15 protein-coding genes are annotated in these 18,555 nt (G+C 35.8%); 11 read left to right on the top strand and 4 right to left on the bottom strand.

The window, feature by feature from the left end:
* Positions 1 to 1,056, bottom strand: a complete 1,056-nt coding sequence (locus OL225_RS17290) for an NAD(P)/FAD-dependent oxidoreductase (RefSeq protein WP_047373677.1) — start codon at positions 1,054 to 1,056, stop codon at positions 1 to 3.
* A 153-nt stretch (positions 1,057 to 1,209) separates the two neighbouring features.
* On the opposite strand from OL225_RS17290, the gene OL225_RS17295 reads away from it, so the two are divergent.
* On the top strand, positions 1,210 to 1,980 hold the full coding sequence (locus tag OL225_RS17295; protein ID WP_047373676.1) for a DUF3108 domain-containing protein: 771 nt from the start codon (positions 1,210 to 1,212) through the stop codon (positions 1,978 to 1,980).
* A 199-nt stretch (positions 1,981 to 2,179) separates the two neighbouring features.
* The gene (locus OL225_RS17300; protein ID WP_264519061.1) at positions 2,180 to 3,700 is read left to right on the top strand and encodes a serine hydrolase; all 1,521 of its coding nucleotides are present in this window, start codon (positions 2,180 to 2,182) and stop codon (positions 3,698 to 3,700) included.
* A gap of 450 nt (positions 3,701 to 4,150) precedes the next feature.
* Here the strand turns inward: OL225_RS17300 and pheS are convergent, their stop codons facing one another.
* Both pheS and OL225_RS17310 read right to left on the bottom strand, forming a co-directional pair.
* Complete coding sequence (pheS, locus tag OL225_RS17305) at positions 4,151 to 5,161, bottom strand: phenylalanine--tRNA ligase subunit alpha (protein ID WP_047373674.1); 1,011 nt, start codon at positions 5,159 to 5,161, stop codon at positions 4,151 to 4,153.
* Positions 5,162 to 5,287: 126 nt separating this feature from the next.
* A complete protein-coding gene (locus tag OL225_RS17310; protein ID WP_047373673.1) occupies positions 5,288 to 5,947 on the bottom strand; it encodes a YceI family protein in 660 nt (219 codons plus the stop codon).
* Between the two features lie 75 nt (positions 5,948 to 6,022).
* Here OL225_RS17310 and OL225_RS17315 point away from each other — a divergent pair, with 75 nt between their 5' ends.
* On the top strand, positions 6,023 to 6,958 hold the full coding sequence (locus tag OL225_RS17315) for a sulfate/molybdate ABC transporter ATP-binding protein (protein WP_264519062.1): 936 nt from the start codon (positions 6,023 to 6,025) through the stop codon (positions 6,956 to 6,958).
* Between the two features lie 288 nt (positions 6,959 to 7,246).
* On the opposite strand, the gene OL225_RS17320 is transcribed toward OL225_RS17315, so the two are convergent.
* Positions 7,247 to 7,591: a zinc ribbon domain-containing protein YjdM gene (locus OL225_RS17320; protein ID WP_047373671.1), complete on the bottom strand. Its 345-nt coding sequence runs from the start codon at positions 7,589 to 7,591 to the stop codon at positions 7,247 to 7,249.
* Positions 7,592 to 8,204: 613 nt separating this feature from the next.
* Here OL225_RS17320 and OL225_RS17325 point away from each other — a divergent pair.
* The 8 genes from OL225_RS17325 to OL225_RS17360 all read left to right on the top strand — a co-directional run bounded on the left by OL225_RS17325 (position 8,205) and on the right by OL225_RS17360 (position 18,537).
* Positions 8,205 to 9,410 (top strand): RsmB/NOP family class I SAM-dependent RNA methyltransferase, encoded by a 1,206-nt coding sequence (locus OL225_RS17325; RefSeq protein WP_264519063.1) that lies wholly within the window; start codon positions 8,205 to 8,207, stop codon positions 9,408 to 9,410.
* Between the two features lie 187 nt (positions 9,411 to 9,597).
* On the top strand, positions 9,598 to 11,265 hold the full coding sequence (locus OL225_RS17330) for a GLPGLI family protein (RefSeq protein WP_264519064.1): 1,668 nt from the start codon (positions 9,598 to 9,600) through the stop codon (positions 11,263 to 11,265).
* Positions 11,266 to 11,585: 320 nt separating this feature from the next.
* Entirely contained in the window at positions 11,586 to 13,253 is a 1,668-nt protein-coding gene (gene asnB, locus OL225_RS17335) for an asparagine synthase B (RefSeq protein ID WP_264519065.1), read from the top strand.
* A gap of 453 nt (positions 13,254 to 13,706) precedes the next feature.
* Positions 13,707 to 14,549, top strand: coding sequence for a hypothetical protein (locus tag OL225_RS17340; protein WP_047373667.1), 843 nt, complete (start codon positions 13,707 to 13,709; stop codon positions 14,547 to 14,549).
* Between the two features lie 140 nt (positions 14,550 to 14,689).
* The gene (locus OL225_RS17345) at positions 14,690 to 16,093 is read left to right on the top strand and encodes an MFS transporter (protein ID WP_047373666.1); all 1,404 of its coding nucleotides are present in this window, start codon (positions 14,690 to 14,692) and stop codon (positions 16,091 to 16,093) included.
* Positions 16,094 to 16,228: 135 nt separating this feature from the next.
* Positions 16,229 to 17,104, top strand: coding sequence for a pirin family protein (locus OL225_RS17350; RefSeq protein ID WP_047373815.1), 876 nt, complete (start codon positions 16,229 to 16,231; stop codon positions 17,102 to 17,104).
* A 163-nt stretch (positions 17,105 to 17,267) separates the two neighbouring features.
* Positions 17,268 to 17,579: a GNAT family N-acetyltransferase gene (locus OL225_RS17355; RefSeq protein ID WP_264519066.1), complete on the top strand. Its 312-nt coding sequence runs from the start codon at positions 17,268 to 17,270 to the stop codon at positions 17,577 to 17,579.
* A gap of 58 nt (positions 17,580 to 17,637) precedes the next feature.
* Positions 17,638 to 18,537 carry a pirin family protein gene (locus OL225_RS17360; protein WP_264519067.1) on the top strand — a complete coding sequence of 300 codons (900 nt, stop codon included), beginning with the start codon at positions 17,638 to 17,640 and terminating at the stop codon, positions 18,535 to 18,537.
* The last annotated feature ends 18 nt before the right edge of the window (positions 18,538 to 18,555 follow it).

Here is an 18,555-nt window from a genome sequence, read left to right on the forward strand (position 1 = left end):
TTAGTCAATTTTTTTCACAACTGCCTTCTCTGCTTCTTTACGGCTTCCGTCGAATCCGTCAACACCACTTACCGTTGTATATTTCAATACGAATTTTTTACCCGGATTTAATCTGTTGTAAACACTCTGACACATTAAAGTAGCCTCGTGGAAACCACAAAGAATTAATTTCAGTTTTCCAGGATAAGTGTTGATATCTCCAATTGCGTAGATACCATCAATATTTGTCTGATAATCTAAGGCATTATTTACAACGATTGCATTTTTCTCGATATTTAATCCCCAGTTTCCGATCTCCCCTAGTTTTGGAGTCAGTCCGAATAATGGAATAAAGTAATCTGTTTCAATATCGTAAGCTTCCTCACCGTCAACCTGTACCGTAATTGCTTCTACTTTTCCATCACCTTTAATAGCTGTAACTTCAGCCGGAGTGATTAGTTTAATTTTTCCCTGATTCTTAAGATCCTGAACTTTTTCTACAGAATCCAAAGCTCCTCTGAACTCATTTCTTCTGTGAATCAATGTAACTTCGCTTGCAACATTTGACAGAAAAACACTCCAGTCAAGAGCAGAATCACCACCTCCGGCAATCACTACTTTTTTATTTCTGAAATGCTCAGGCTCTTTCACAAAGTACTCAAGCCCTTTTTCTTCATAATCTGCAATATTATCCATCGTAGGTTTTCTTGGTTCAAAAGTACCCAAACCACCGGCAATGGCAATCGCTTTACATCTGTGAACAGTTCCTTTGTTGGTAATTACTTCAAACCATTCATCATCCACTTTGGTATAAGAAACAGCTGTTTCTCCCAAAGTAAATCCAGGCTGAAACTGCTTGATCTGTTCCATCAAATTATCCACCAACTCTCCAGCATTCACTGAAGGATAACCAGGAATATCGAAGATAGGTTTTTTAGGATAAAGTTCCGCCAACTGCCCTCCCGGCTGTGGAAGTGCATCAATAATATGGCACTTCATTTTTAACAAACCAGCTTCAAAAACTGCAAAAAGTCCTGTAGGTCCCGCACCTATGATCAATATATCTGTGGTTATCATAATATTTAAGATAATTTAATTATACATGTAACTGCAAATTTACTAATTTTAATGCGAAGCATATTTAATTGATTCTAAATAAAAACCTGAGATTTGTCAAATATCTATTAATTAAGTTTTTAAATTTGGCAGTGTTTTTGTAAATGTCTTGTTATGAAGAAAATTTTAGTCCTTTTTGCAGTAATTATATTCTTTTTAGGCTCAGCCCAGATTGATAACATCGCAGACGGCGAATCCATCACTCTCAGGATCCATTATGGCTTCCTGAATGCAGGAACAGCCAACCTTACTACAAAACAGACCAATTATAAAGGAGTTCCTCACCTGTATGTAAAAGGTACAGGGCAGACTACGGGTGCCGTAAAAGCATTCTTCAAAGTGGAAGATTTATATGAAAGTTTCATCAATACCCAAACAGGATTACCAAGTTTCTATGTACGAAATGTACGTGAGGGCAGCTACCGCCAGCATTTTGAAACGGTTTTTAATCACGATAACAACACTTTAATATTAACTGATAAAAAAACTCCGGCCAATGGTTCTAAGGTTTTAAAATCAGTAAAAGGAGTTCAGGATATGCTTTCCTGTTTTTATTATTTAAGAAGTAAAAGCCCGGATGAACTGAAGGTGGGAACAATCATCAATATGAATGTATGGATTGATGATGAGATGTTTCCTTTCCAGCTAAAAGTAACAGGAACAGAAAATTTAAAGACAAAATTCGGAACCATCAACTGTTTAAAGATTATTCCGTCTGTAAAAAGCGGAAGAGTATTCAAAGAAAAAGAAGGCGTAACCATGTGGGTTTCCAATGATGCCAACCACGTTCCTATGCTGTTGAAAGCAGAGCTTGCAGTAGGATCACTGAAAGCCAGCATTGATGATTACAAAAATGTAAAATATCCTTTAAAATTCAGCAAATAACAATAATAGACTTTTCTTAGCTAAAACTAAAAAGAGGCTATCTCCTATGTTTGTTTTTATCATCAAATGTAGAAGATAGCCTTTTTCTTTATGAACTTACATGCAATTCAAGTAATTTAATTATAATCAACCAGTTACATTAAAAAAAACTTGGTGATTTACTGAGAAAATTGTAATTTAAACATCATATATTACAACCATGGCAACCTGTAAAAATGTAACCAAAACATTGGACTTCGGATATCGCTTCACCAAAGTTTTTTTTATAATAGTATGCATAACAATACCATTCTCATTTTTTCAATCACAGGTCACAAAATTAGATTCTTATTTTTCTGCAAAAGCTAAACAAGGAGACTTTAACGGTGTTATTCTTGTTGCTGAAAAAAATAAAATACTATATCAAAAAGCTTTCGGTTTCGCAGATTTTGAAAACAGGCAGCCCAATACTATACATACACGTTTCCCGATAGGATCTATAACCAAATTGTTAACGGCAACAGCTGCTCTTCAGTTAGTAGATAAAGGACTTCTTGAACTTAACCAATCTGTAAAATTTTATCTGCATGAATTTCCTTATCCGGACATAACTTTAGCTCACCTTCTTTCACATACATCCGGATTACCTTCCTGGGATATTGTATTTGGAAAAGCAATTAAAGATCACCCTGATACTGTATTTAGTAATAAAGACATTTTAAAAGAATATTCAGAACAAAATATCAATTTGATTTTTAGTCCGGGTTCAGCACATGAATACAACAATGCAAATTCAGTATTTGTAGCCCTGCTTATTGAAAAAGTTACTGGTCAGACATATGAAGATTATATGAAGCAGTATATTTTTATACCTGCCGGAATGAAAAATACTTTTATTCCTACAACACCTTTTTTTAATTATCTGCCGGCAGAACGGAAAAATATAGCGAAATTATATATAAGCCATATGTATACCCCGTTAAAGGAAAATACAGAGACCATACAATCAAATAAGGACTACTGGAAAAAGTTTAATTTTAAAGGTTTCGGAGAAATCATTACAACTGCAGAGGATCTATTTCGGTTTAATACTTTATTAACAACAGGAAAAATTCTTAGCCCTATTGTTTTGAAGACAGCGCAAGAAGCGATACAGCTTAACAATGGAACGGTTCTGCCTAGAGGTATGGGATGGCAGGTTGAAAAGGATAATATTTTAGGTAAAATAGTTGGTCATGGTGGTGGACTTACAGGTTTATTGACCAGTTTTGTTTATCAGGTAGATACACAAAGATTAGCTATTATACTGGACAATACCCAACAGAACGCAGAAGATCTTAGTGTAGATGCATTGATGATTCTTGCGGGGCAGCCCTTAGCCCTTCCGGGAAAAGATTTAGCCCGGATTTATGGGCGTATTTTATTAGAAAAGGGAGCAATATCAGCCAAAAATGAACTGTATGTATTAAAAAGAAATACAACAGAATACTTTTTGTCCGAGCAACAGTTCAATAAACTTGGTTATGATTTTCTCAGGTCAGGAAAAATACCTCAGGCCCTCGAGACTTTTCGTATAAATACAGAACTATTTCCACAGAGCTATAATACATTCGATAGTTATGGTGAAGCTCTTCTTAAGAATAATCAGAGAGAAAAGGCATTAATAATGTATCAAAAATCGGTGGAATTAAATCCTGGTAATGAAAATGGAAAAAAGATAATTCAGGAGTTGATAAAGTAACAATCTATTGGGAGCTATTGTTTATTTCAATAGGGTTCGGAATATTTCAACAAAATTTCCCAGAAAATAAACACTGTCTATCCATTACATCATTTCATATTCTTACTATATACTGTTACCCTAACCACAGCACTTTCATTCTTAGAAGGTGTTATTGTGTTATTGAATTTTACGATAGAGGATGCCAAATCATAGACTAATTCAGCATCTAAAAAAATTAAAATGATATATAGCTGTAATAATTTTCAGTTTTGAATTGTCTTAATAATAGAAGCAGACAAAAGAGCTGCAGCATGTCAATACTTCATTTCGACAACAGTTGATCCGAAGTATAGACATAAGAAACAGACACGTGTAAATTTTTCAATAAGATCAGTTTTTAATTACGTTTTGTTTCTTAGGTCAGTAATTAAAAACAAAAAACCTCCGGAGCTCCGGAGGTTTGATTTTTTATAGTGTTTTGAACTGTTCCAGTGTTCTGATATCATTTTCAAAGAACATTCTGATGTCACTCATCTGGTAAAGAAGCATTGTAATTCTTTCAATTCCCATTCCGAATGCATATCCTGAATATTTCTCAGAATCAATATTCACATTTTTCAGTACGGCAGGGTCTACCATTCCACATCCCATAATTTCCAGCCATCCTGTTCCTTTTGTAATTCTGTAGTCTGTTTCAGAGTTTAATCCCCAATACACATCGATTTCAGCACTTGGCTCTGTGAACGGGAAGAATGAAGGTCTCATTCTGATCTTAGATTTTCCGAAAAGCTCAGTAGTAAAGAACTGGATTGTTTGTTTTAAGTCTGCAAAGCTTACATTCTCATCAATATACAATCCTTCAATCTGATGGAAGATACAGTGAGAACGTGAAGAGATTGCTTCATTTCTGAAAACTCTTCCCGGAGATAAAATTCTGATTGGCGGCTGGTTTTCTTCCATAAAACGAGTCTGTACGGAAGAAGTGTGTGTTCTCAAAAGAATATCAGGATTCTGCTCAATAAAGAATGTATCCTGCATATCTCTTGCCGGGTGATATTCCGGAAGATTAAGCGCCGTAAAGTTATGCCAGTCATCTTCAATCTCTGGTCCGTCTGCTACTGCAAAACCAATAGATTTGAAGATTTCAATAATTCTGTTTTTTACCAGGTTAATCGGGTGTCTTGAACCCAATTCCAATGGAAATGCAGGTCTTGTAAGATCTTCTTTTTCTACGACAATAGAAGATTCAGAAGAGTTTTTCAAATCTTCTAATTTCACAGCAACAGCCTGCTTCAAAGTATTGATCTTCTGTCCGAATTCTTTCTTTTGGTCGTTAGGGACTTCTTTAAATTTTTCAAAAAAATCATTAAGAACCCCTTTTTTACCGTTGTACTTGATTCGGAAGTTTTCGATATCTTCCTTAGAGGTAGCATTGAAGCCATTTACTTCGACCAGTAATTCTTCTATCTTTTCTATCATTGTTTTACCCTTTCAAAATGTTTTGCAAAAATACGATTTTAAGTTGAATAATAAGTCCGTCAAAAAAAAATCTGCCTCTTTTTCGGGAGGCAGACTTCAATCACTTATTTCACTTAAATAAAAAAATTATTTCTTTTCTAAAGCTTTAACGCTGATCTGAAGAGTCACCTCATCTTTAATCACACCGTTTTCAGCAGGAGCCTGGAATTTTACACCAAACTCTTCTCTCTTGATATCTTTCGGTTCAGTAGCTACACTTACTACTCCATCTTTCACAGAAACATTAGCTTTAAACTGAACGGTTTTTGTAATTCCTTTAATCGTTAAATTACCATCCAAAAGAGTATTGTAATCACCTTCTGTGGCCGGAGTAACTTTTGTAATCTCATAAGAAGCTGTTGGAAATTTTTCAACTTCAAAGAAATCACCGCTCTTCAGGTGGCCATTTAATTTTCCTAAATCTTCCGGACTGTCTTTCAAATCCACAGAAGTTAAAGAGTTCATATCAGCAACGAATTTTCCGCTTTCCAGTTTTCCGTCTTTCACCGTTACATCTCCACTTTCAAACCTGATGGTTCCAAAATGGCTCGTATTTTCAGATTTAAATACTTTGTATCCCTTCCATTCAACTTTACTGTTTAGCGTATCCAAAGTGAACTGGCTACCTTCTTTAGTAGTCGTCACCTCATTACTCTCACTGGTAAGTGGTTTATCTTTTTTACAAGAAACCATTACAGCAGCAACGAATAAAGCAGGAATCGCTATCGAAAACAGTTTTTTTCTCATTTTTGATTTATTTTTATTAGTTCCGCTAATATAATAAAAAAAATTATGTTTTCATAAAAACCTTACATTTGTAATATGCTATTAGAAATAAACAATTTATTTTTCTCTCACAACAAAGAAAATCCCCTGTTTCAGAACCTTAATCTAAGGTTTGAAGAAAACAGAATCATAGCTCTTGCGGGAGAAAGCGGATGCGGAAAATCCACTCTTCTCAGCCTTATTTATGGTCTTCTTGATTGGGAAGGCGGAGAAATTATTTTTAACGGAACAAAGCTTTTGGGACCTAAAGGAAATCTTGTTCCCGGAGAGCCGGAAATGAAATTCGTAGCACAGAATTTTGATCTTATGCCTTACGCTACGGTTGCCGAAAATGTAGGGAAATTTATTTCTAATATCAATTTAAAACAAAAAAAAGAAACCGTAACGGAACTACTGGAAGTGGTAGGTCTTCAGGAATTTGCCCATGTACTTCCCAAATATTTAAGTGGCGGACAACAGCAGAGAGTGGCTATTGCCAGAGCATTGTCTGTGCTTCCAAAGCTCTTGATTTTAGACGAACCATTCAGTAATCTGGATTTTCCGAGAAAAATTGAGCTTAGAGAAAGACTTTTCAGATATGTAAAGCAGCATGGAGTTTCTTTAATCATCTCTACTCACGAACTTCAGGATATTATGCCATGGCTGGATCAGATTGTTATTCTTCAGGACGGAAGACTGATTCAGAATGACAGTCCGGAAGAAACCTACAGACACCCTTACAACTCTTATGTTGCGAAATTATTCGGAGAAGTGAATATTTTCAGTGAAACCGAAGCCGAAGATTTCCAGCTTCCCAAATTCTCTTATTATCCTAAAGAAATCAAAATCACAGAAACCGGTATCGAAGCCGAAGTTCTTGAAAGCAGATTTGCAGGAAATTATTATTGGAATAAGCTAAGAACAAAGGAAAAAGAACTTGTAATTTATACGGATGAGAGAATATCCGGATCCATAAATATTTCATTTATTTAAAGGCAAAAATGTAAGACTATTATTAGAGATAAAACACTTTCCTCTTCTTTATGCTTTGCATAACTCATACATTTACTTACACTTATCTACAAAAAAAATACAAACATAAGAATCTGTTATTCAAACTTTTTCTTACATTTGTACCTTAAAAGCTTAAGGAAATTTTTGGTTATTTCTCTTTCTGCCTTCCAGACGGACATTAGCAATCTAGCAATTAAGTCTTAGAAAGATTACACTGTCCAATTTTTTCCTTTTCTTATTTTCAGGGCATAAGAAAACAGCATTTTCTTACGCTTTCTTTACAAACTCTGATTTAAGAGCCATTGCCCCGAAACCATCAATTTTGCAGTCAATATTGTGATCACTTCCTGGTCTAAGACGGATATTCTTCACTTTGGTTCCAGCTTTCACCGGTTTTGGTGCTCCTTTTACGGGAAGATCTTTTACTACAACTACAGAATCTCCATCCTGAAGTTCATTTCCGTTTGAATCCAATATTTTTCCTTCATTGGCCGCTTCAGAAGCCGCTTCTGCAGGATCCCATTCGTAGAAACACTGGGAACATACCATCATATTATCGCTTGGGTAAGTAAATTCCGAGCTGCATTTAGGGCAAAGTACTGTATCACTCATATTTTTATTTTTTGCAAAGGTAGAGCTTTTTGGAGGTTGAAGTCAAGAGATAAAGATCAGTATAGTAGATGATAAGCATATATTGATTTTACACAACCTTGTGAATTAATACAAATTAAATAAACTTGCCGCAAAGAAAATAAAGTATAATAATGAACAGTGTATATTTTGTCAGCAAATATTTTTCATTAAGCAAAAACATAGGTTTATTCGTCTTAAAGGGAAAGGCTGTTGTCAACAAATAAAAAATATAAATATTCGGAAAATCTCTACAAATTCAACATTAAAATTCATTTCTACCATTTAAAAAATTAATAAACAGATTGACCATTCACTGCTGAATCTCAAATTGTCAATAGTCAATTTTTACTTTGCAAAGTGAATCGTGGATGCGCAAACTTCCATTAGAAAACTGATCTCTACAATATATAATTACTCATAACCTCTCAACCGGAAACCCGAACCCAAAAATTCACAAGCGAAGCGGATTCACCATTCACTATTCACCATCCACGAACCCCTTCACCTCTCCTATTCTCAAACTCTCCCACCCAAATCCTCAACTCTCAATTAAAAGTCGTATTTTTGCAGATTCAAACAGCGAAGCAAACTTATGGAACTTATTCACAGAAACTTGGCAATCGGAATTCACGATGCCTTACAGGAGACATTTTTTGAGAAAAACAAATATGCAGATAAAGTTATTGAAAGACTTTTGAAAGCAAACAGAAAATGGGGAAGCCAGGACAGAGCCGTTGTTTCTGAAATTTTTTACAATATCATCCGTTGGAAAAAACGCCTTGAATACTATATGGGTGAAGGGGTGAAACCCAACAATATCTACAAACTGATCATTGCATATTTACTTTGGAGTAAAACCAATTATAAAAAATTTGAAGAATTTGACGGAATCAAAATTGCCGACATTCTTACCAAGCTTAAAAAGAATACAGTTCCTACAAAAGCAATAGAACATTCTATCCCTGAATGGCTTGCTGAAACACTTGAAAAAGAACTTGGAGCCAAATGGGAAAGAGAAATGACTGCTTTGAATGAGCAGGCACCTACCGTTTTAAGAGCAAATTCTTTAAGAACAACAACAAGGGAACTTATTTCTGACCTTTCTGATGAGGGTGTTGTTGCTTTCCCTATTAAAAATTATCCTGATGCTGTTCAATTAGAAGAGAAGAAAAACGTTTTTCTTACAACAGCTTTTAAAGAAGGATTATTTGAAGTTCAGGATGCTTCTTCTCAAAAGATCGGTTATTTCCTTGATGTACAGGAAGGACAAAGAGTAGTAGATGCGTGTGCAGGTGCAGGAGGAAAAACACTTCACTTAGCAGCGTTAATGAAAAACAAAGGTCAGATTGTTGCCCTGGATATTTTCGAGTGGAAACTTGCTGAATTGAAGCGTCGCGCCAAAAGAGCTGGAGCTCATAATATTGAAACCCGTATGATTGCTGACAATAAAGTAATCAAACGTCTTCATGAAAAGGCTGACAGACTTCTGATTGATGCACCATGTTCAGGTCTTGGAGTTTTGAAAAGAAACCCAGACAGTAAGTGGAAAATTGATCAGGACTTTATTGACAGAATTAAAAAGGAACAACAGCAAATCCTTCAGGACTATTCTAAAATGCTTAAAAAAGGAGGAAAAATGGTATACGCTACCTGTTCTATCCTTCCTTCTGAAAACAATCTGCAGGTAGATGAATTCATCAAAAATAATCCTGGATTCAGAATGATTAAAGATGAAAAAGTAATGCCTAGCGAAGGCTATGACGGATTCTATATGGCTTTGATTGAGAGAGTTTCTTAATCTAAATCCAACGACAATACATTAAACTACTCTATTTTCTGGAGTAGTTTTTTTGTTCACAATATTTCTAAAAAAAATGTAACATTTTTTGTAACATTTAAAGCATATTGTCTACTAACTGTATAGATTAAACCGTTTTGATGCTGTGGAAACTTTAGAATAACTTTGCAGCAAACTCATTTTATTTATGCACACAAGAATTGTTTTCAATTTTCTCGCTGTTTTTTTATACTGTCTGTTTTCTGCACAGACCTATGAAATTCAATATACCAGTTCATATAACGGAAAAACTACTGCTGATCAACCCTCCACCATTATTTGGGTTAATGAGAAAGAAAATTACATTCTCAACAGTACTATCAAAGAGCAAAAAAGCAGCTTCCCTTATGAAATCACTAAGGTAGAAAAGCCTTCAAATACAATTATTTCATATGCTTTTTTAAAACCTGAATCCATTATTTCAACATCGGATGCTGAGTCTGTAGGGAAACAGGATTTTGAACTTACCAATGAAACCAAAAAGATTTTAGGATATAACTGTAAAAAAGCAGTTACCAAGGTCAATTCAAACACCATTGAAGTCTGGTACACTAATGATTTGAAGCTAAAAGGCGGGCCTTCTGTTTTAGGACAGAATTTAGGATTGGTTCTGGAAGTCGAAAGAAATAAAAATTCCTTAATTACGGCCGGTTCGATCAAAAAAATTAAGAATACGGGAATTGAAAATATTCTAAAAGGAAACATACAGACAACAGATCAGTTGGGGTATAAAGATTTGCTTTGGAAAAGCAGATTTACTACGCTGAATATTTTTGAAAATGAAACCATTAATTTCTCTGATGCCTCAAAATCTGATGACCAGATAAAAAGATATGCCAACGGAACCATCATTCTTAAAAAAGTAAAATTCCCTGCGATTACAGAAGGAGAAAATATTTTTGTAGAACTGAAACAACAGTCGAACGGAGATGCCTATGACAGAACCGGAACTGTATTTTTCATTCCTCAGGATAAAGAAAAATCTTTTTTTGATGGATTGGAAAAAGGAGCCAAGACACTTCCTGTCTACGAAAATGGAAACGGAAAGCAATATTACGGAGTAACAACCACAGACAGTTATAGCCCTGCCATGGAAATGATGAGATTCTTTACCGCTTTTGGAATCCAGAAGTTTAATCATATTCAGCTTAAAGGAAAAAACTGGCAGACCATCAGCCCTTACCGACAAGATATCACAGAGCTAAAACCTGCATTATCAGGAAAAGAACTTTGGGTGGGTACATTTATTGGCAACTATGACAAAGGAGGACATAAAGTGAGTCTTGACATCACCATTCACAAAAGTGACCAGACAGTTAATAAAAACAATACAGCGATACCCTTATTCAATACTTTAAACATTATGGAAATGGCCGGACAGGACTACTCTACGATGTTCAATCAGGATAAAGGGCTTCTCGTTAATTTCACTTTAAATAAAGATTTAAAAAACGCTCAGCTAAGATATACCACTACCGGACACGGAGGTTGGGAAAATGGGGATGAATTTGTTCCTAAAGCCAATTCTATTTTTGTTGATGGAAATCTGATATTTTCATTCACCCCATGGAGAACAGACTGCGGTTCATACCGTTTGTACAATCCGGCTTCAGGAAATTTCCAGGACGGACTTTCTTCATCAGATCTCAGCAGATCAAACTGGTGCCCGGGAACGGTTACCAATCCTAACTTCATTCCTCTTGGAGACTTGAAAGCAGGAAAACATACAGTTCAGATAAAAATTCCTCAGGGAGCTTCCGAAGGCACAAGTTTCAGCTCATGGAATGTTTCGGGAACGTTACTTGGGGTACAATAAAAACAAAACCTTCTTGCATGAGAATTGCAAGAAGGTAAAAACACAAATGATGAAAAAAAATTATTTCGAGCCACAAAGTAAGGGTTAAAATTCATATAATTAATTACCATAGATTAATAAATATGTCATTTTTATTTTGTATGGAAAAACCATCAATTTTGGCTCAACGAAAAAAATTAATCAAAAACATGTTAATTTCAAGAAATAGTTAAAAATTTTAACTTTAAAATATTAATTGATTAAAAATTTTCGTTTTTAAATATTTTTCATTGTTATTTATAAACATCCCTTCTACTTTTGTTCCATAAATAATAAAAATCATGTGTGGAATTGTATGTTTATTTGATGCCCAACAGAAAACTGAAGTATTAAGACCTCAGGTTTTGGAAATGTCAAAAAAAATCCGTCACAGAGGACCGGATTGGAGTGGAGTTTTTCAGGACGAAAAAGTAATTTTTTCTCATGAAAGACTTGCCATTGTAGATCCTACTTCTGGAAAACAACCTTTATTTACAAAAGACGGAAAAGTAGTATTAGCTGTGAACGGTGAAATCTACAACCATAGAGAATTAAAAGAAGAATTTCCTGATTATGAGTTTCAGACTCAATCTGACTGCGAGGTAATCCTTGCACTTTACAGAAAGTACGGAAAAGATTTCGTTGAAAAACTGAACGGGATTTTCGCATTCGCATTATATGATACTGAAAACGACATCTACCTTATTGCCCGTGATCATATGGGAATCTGCCCTCTTTATCAAGGTTGGGATAAAAACGGAAACTATTATGTAGCTTCCGAATTGAAAGCCCTTGAAGGAGTATGTAAAAAAATCGAAACATTCTTACCGGGACATTTCGTTTACAGTCCGGACGGCGCTGAGCTTCAGCAATGGTATACAAGAGACTGGGACAGCTATGATCATGTGAAAGAAAACGAAACAGACATTGCAAAATTAAGAAAAGGTCTTGAGGATGCTGTTCACAGACAACTGATGAGTGATGTTCCTTATGGTGTACTTCTTTCCGGAGGTTTGGATTCATCAGTGATTTCAGCGATCACCGCAAAATTTGCCCGCCAGAGAATTGAAAGTGGTGATACACAGGAAGCCTGGTATCCAAGACTTCACAGTTTTGCTGTAGGACTTGTAGGTTCACCAGACCTGGCTGCTGCTCAAACAGCTGCAAAACACATCGGATCTGTTCACCATGAAGTTAACTTTACCGTTCAGGAAGGGCTGGATGCTGTACGTGATGTAATTTACCATCTGGAAACCTATGACGTAACAACAATCAGGGCGTCCACCCCGATGTATCTTCTTGCAAGAGTAATCAAGTCTATGGGGATAAAAATGGTACTTTCAGGAGAAGGTTCTGATGAATTATTCGGAGGTTATTTATATTTCCATAAAGCTCCGAACGCAAAAGAATTTCATGATGAAACAGTAAGAAAGTTAGGGAAACTTCATCTTTACGATTGCTTAAGAGCTAACAAAGCGCTAATGAGCTGGGGAATTGAAGGCAGAGTGCCTTTCCTTGACAAAGAATTTATGGATATTGCCATGACTCTTAACCCAAAAGATAAAATGATCAATACAGCTGAAGGGAAAATTGAAAAATGGGTATTGAGAAAAGCTTTTGAGGACCTACTTCCTGATTCTATTGTCTGGAGACAGAAAGAACAGTTCTCAGATGGTGTGGGATATTCATGGATCGATACTTTAAAAGAAGTTGCTGAAAAAGAAGTAACGGATGAAATGATGGCTAACGCAAGATTCAGATTCCCTTTGAATACTCCTCAAAATAAGGAAGAATACCGATACAGAACTATTTTTGAAGAACATTTCCCAAGCGAAACAGCTGCGGCTACAGTACCATCTGTTCCATCTGTAGCATGCTCCACACCTATTGCTTTAGAATGGGATGAAGCATTCAAAAAAATGAATGATCCGAGCGGAAGAGCTGTGAAGGTACATGAGACTTCGTATTAGAGGGGTTGATTAGTGAATAGTCAATGGTCAATCCGCTGCGCTTGTGAATTTGTGGCGTGATTCGGGTTGCGAGATTCGAGATTAAGAACACTCAATACGGAGGTATTTCTAATCTGCGGTTAATCATTCACCATTCACTTTGCGAAGCAAAAATTGACTATTGACCATCTAGAATCGTCAATCCGCTATGCTTAATGTGTTACATGGTTCGCGGTCCGAGGTTACAAGCAATCAATAACAGATACGTTTTCTAACCGATAGCATGTCATTCACCATTCACTTTGCGAAGCAAAAATTGACTATTGATATTTAATTTCATCGCTTGAAACACCTAACTTCCTCAGTTATAATTTATCAATCCTGTAGCAATACAGGATTTTCTTTTGAATTAACAATAACAATATGGCATAATTTAACTGACAATCCAAAATAATATCTAATAAATAATTATATTTGGAAAACGAAAATATCAATTATAAAAAAATGAGAAGAAACCTTACTGTTTTATTTGCCTTATTAGCCATAAGTTTTGCTTTTGGACAAGGAAAATATGGCAAATATCTGAATTCAAAGAAGCTTGCTTTGGCTTATAAGAGTGTGAAAGATCAAGATAAAGATGATTACTACCAACAATTCTACTGGCTTGTAAAAGCAGAGCAGCTAAAAACGTATCCTCACCTTAAAGATATAAAACCAGTTGTTTTATATGAATTTGTAAAATATGTAAACCCTCAGAATCCAACAAAGAAATTGGATGACAGAGGCAAAGAACTTAGAGCAACTGCAGAATTATCTTTGAATCAGTATTTTAAAAATAAGAAATTTGAAAACAATTCTGTTCTAATGTATAACCTTGAAACCTATGTGGATCCTTCAAAAGGCCAGTACTACACAAAGGTTGATCCAGAGAAAATCAAGGAACTTGTACCGAAAGAATTATTTGCCTTCAACTCTTTCAACAGAAATATGGGAGAAGAAAAGACTTACTACCTTTGGATTGATAAGAAAAAAGATGATTTGAATATTGTAGATATCATTCCTAGCGAAAAAGAAGACAAAGCTTTCTACGCAAGGCTGAAACAATATCTTCCAAGCTACAAGTTTTCAAAATATGTTCCTAGTGTAAAAAAAGGAAACAAATCTGATAAGACAGATATCGAATATTATTACATTATGCCATTTGAGCAGAACACTGATAACATCGAATACAAAACAAAGGATTTCAAAACTTTCACTTTAAGCCAGTATAGAAAAGCCGGTGATGAATGGAAAGGAGTAGAAAAACCTAGAAAATAAATCAAAAAGTCCTGTGAAATCTCACAGGACTTTTTTAATTTTATATGGATTTCTTTATCTAAAGATTAAACTGCTTAAAGCAAGCAGGTTCTTCAAATAAAATAAGTCTGGACGTTTTTTAAAGGTTCAGCCTATACGAAATGACAGAAGCAAGCACACCACAGACATCCATAAAGAAAATATTACCTCTGATTCTGGCTACCGCTATTTTTATGCAGATGCTGGATTCAACCATTCTGAATACTTCCCTGCCTTCTATTGCAAAAGATCTGCACGAATCTCCGCTTAACATGCAGAACGCCATTATCAGTTATGTTCTTACATTAGCTGTTTTCATGCCTGCCAGTGGATTTTTGGCAGACCGGTTCGGAACCAAAAAAGTATTTATTTTCTCGTTGGTATTATTCAGCTTAGGTTCATTATTTTGCTCCCTGTCTCAAAATCTCACTCATTTGGTTATTTCAAGGGTTATCCAGGGAGTTGGAGGAAGTTTAATGACTCCTGTAGGAAAGCTGGCACTCATCAAAACATTTGATAAAAGTGAACTGCTCAAAGCGATGAACTTTGCCATTATTCCGGCACTTATTGGTCCTGTACTGGGGCCTTTAGTCGGTGGTTATATGGTAGATTATCTTTCATGGCACTGGATATTTCTGATCAACATCCCAATTGGAATTTTAGGAATTCTTTTAGGATTAAAATTCATGCCCAATTATAAATCTGATGATGTTGATTTTGATTTAAAAGGCTTTTTAATTTTTGCAGCTGCCTCTCTCCTGCTTTCCGTTTCACTGGAACTTTTTGGAGATATGCAGAATATCACTCCTGTTTTACTTGTATTTATTATGGGCTTTCTGTTCCTGTACTATTATTACAAACATGCAAAAAGAGGAGGAAATCCGATCTTCCCGTTAAACCTTTTTCAGGTAAGAACTTTCCGGGTTGGTATTGTGGGAAATCTGGCCACCAGATTAGGGATAAGCTCTGTTCCGCTATTACTTCCCCTGATGATTCAGATTGCATACAAACAATCTGCAGTAACTTCAGGCTGGATCATTGCTCCCATGGCTTTAACAGCTATCTTCGGAAAATCTTCTGTGATTAAAATTCTGGATAAATATGGCTATCGCCAGACTTTGATGATCAATACATTCATCATCGGAACACTCATATGCCTGCTCGCCATACCTGATATACACACCTCACTATATTGGTTTATTCCCATTATCGCGGTATTAGGCTTTTTCAACTCTATACAGTTCACCTCTATGAACACTATTTCTATTGCTGATCTCCGGAATTTCCAGACCAGCAGCGGAAACTCTTTAATTTCTGTGAATCAACAGCTGGCTATCGGTTTCGGAATTGCTTTCGGATTGATTGTTTTAAAGTTGTTTGAAAATACAGATCTTATTAATGGCGAAATCCACAATGCTTTTCGACTTACATTTCTCTCGGTAGGAATATTAACAATTTTATCAGGATTTGTTTTCAGAAGACTGCACATTTCGGATGGAAAAAATATGAAATCCAAGGAAGATTAAAGAATAAAGCTTAAAAGGGTCAATTTATAGTTTCGCTCTTTACATTTTGCCATTCTACCCTTCCTACGAACTTAACACAGATCAATGCTTTTCGCATATAACTATGGTAATTTTGTTTACATAATCAACAATGTGATGGCAACTAAAAAAATAGAAATCGTAGTATCTCCAAGACCTGCACACTTTGTAGGCGATGGATTCAGGGTTCACAATTTCATTCCGGGAGTACCTGGATTGGATATGAAAAGAATGGACCCGTTTATTATGCTGGATTACAATTCAAAATTTCATTTCAATGGTTCCGACAGGCCAAGAGGTGTGGGAGTTCATCCACACAGAGGTTTTGAAACAGTAACGATAGCATATAGCGGAAAAGTAGAACACCATGACAGCGCTGGTGGCGGCGGTGTTATAGGAGAAGGTGACGTTCAGTGGATGACTGCTGCAAAAGGAGTTCTTCATAAGGAATACCATGAAACGGCATGGGCAAAAGAAGGAGGAATTTTTCAGATGGTTCAGCTTTGGGTGAATCTTCCGGCAAAAGACAAGATGAGCTGCCCGAAATACCAGGCTATTGAAAACTCTACAATGGAAAGAGTAGATTTAGGTGAAAATGGTTTTGTGGAAGTAATTGCCGGCGAATATGATGGACATAAAGGTCCTGCAAGTACTTTTACTCCGGTTCATATGATGAATGCCAAACTTAAAGCAGGTGGAAAGGCTGATTTTAATTTTCCGGCTCATTTCAATACCGCAGCTTTGGTTATTGAAGGAAGCATCATCGTCAATGGTGAAGAAACAGTGAAAACTGATCATCTTGCATTATTTAAAAACGAAGGTGAAACTTTTACTATTGAAGCAAAAGAAGATACTGTTGTTTTAATCATCAGTGGTGAACCAATCAATGAACCGATCTATCCCCACGGCCCTTTTGTAATGAATTCCAGAGAAGAGATTATGCAGGCTTTTGAGGATTTTAACACCGGAAAGTTCGGGTACCTTGAAGATTAAAAGAATTAAATTTATCGTAATCTTTAATTATTCCTTTTTTATTAACTTTATATGATGGCAAACAAACCTTACAGGTTTCAGAAACCTGTAAGGTTTAACTATTATAATGAATATGCTCTGTTTATTCCATTTGGAAAACAGACACCTCTAATGCAAAAAAATTATGAAACCAGAATTTGAAAATATACCTCTCGTAAAAGCAGAAAAAAGATTTGAAATAGAGTTCAACGGACATTATGCATTCATAGATTACCGTGAAACAATGCATCAGATTGCTTTGGTACACACTGAAGCAGAACCTGAACTGGCAGGAACAGGTGCAGCAGCAGCTGTAGTAGAGAAAACCCTGAATTATATTGAAGAAAGCGGAAAAAAGCTTCTTCCATTCTGTCCTTATGTTTTTGCTTTCATAAAGAAGCACCCTGAATGGAAACGTATCGTAGATGAGAAATTTGAAGGATATGACAAACTTTAAACCTTCAGCAGAACCACTCAGTTTATTTAAATAACATTTTAAAAAGTATCACATCATCATGTCAAATATTGGACTTATCATTGAAGAAAAAGCAGCAGATATCGGAAATTTCCTGGTAGGAAGACTTCTTCCTTTCCGTGAGAAAAGAGCAGTTGGCCCCTTCGTTTTTATTGATCATATGGGACCTTCAGAATTGAAGGATTATCAGAACCTTGATGTTCCGCCACATCCGCATATTGGCTTATCCACATTAACGTATCTGCTGGAAGGTTCTATTTTCCACAGAGACAGTATTGGAAGTGCTCTTGAGATAAAACCAGGTGCTGTCAACTGGATGAGTGCCGGAAAAGGAGTTGTACATTCAGAAAGAACGCCTGAATATTTAAGACACACAGATAAAAGACTTCACGGATTCCAGATCTGGGTAGGACTTCCGAAGCACCTAGAACAGTCTGAACCTACGTTTCATCATATCGAAGAAGATGAGATTCCGGTTTGGGAAGAAGATGGTATTCAGTATAAATTAATTGCCGGTGAAGCATTTGGCAGAACATCTCCGGTTCCTGTACACAGCAAGTTATTTTTTATCGAAATAAAAACAAAAGAAGCTAAGAAAATAAGCATAGGGAAAGATCTTTATGGAGAAGCAGCAATGTATGTTCTGGACGGAACAGTTACCACAGAAGGAAATTCCTATGGTTCAAAACAGCTGATGATTGCTAAAGACACCAAACTTTGCGAATTCGATATGAGCGAAAACGGAACAGTTTATCTTTTTGGTGGTGAGCCATTCGATGAGGAGCGTTTTATATTCTGGAATTTCGTTAACTCTGATAAAGAATTACTGGATCAGGCAAAAGTAAACTGGAATGACCAGAATCACGAAGCATTTCCTTTGGTCCCGGGAGATGAAAATGAATATGTTCCGCTTCCTAAGGCTATTTTAAACAGAAAATAATTTCAGTTCAGAGTATCA

This window comes from Chryseobacterium viscerum, assembly GCF_025949665.1.
GTDB classification, from domain to species: Bacteria; Bacteroidota; Bacteroidia; order Flavobacteriales; family Weeksellaceae; genus Chryseobacterium; species Chryseobacterium viscerum_A.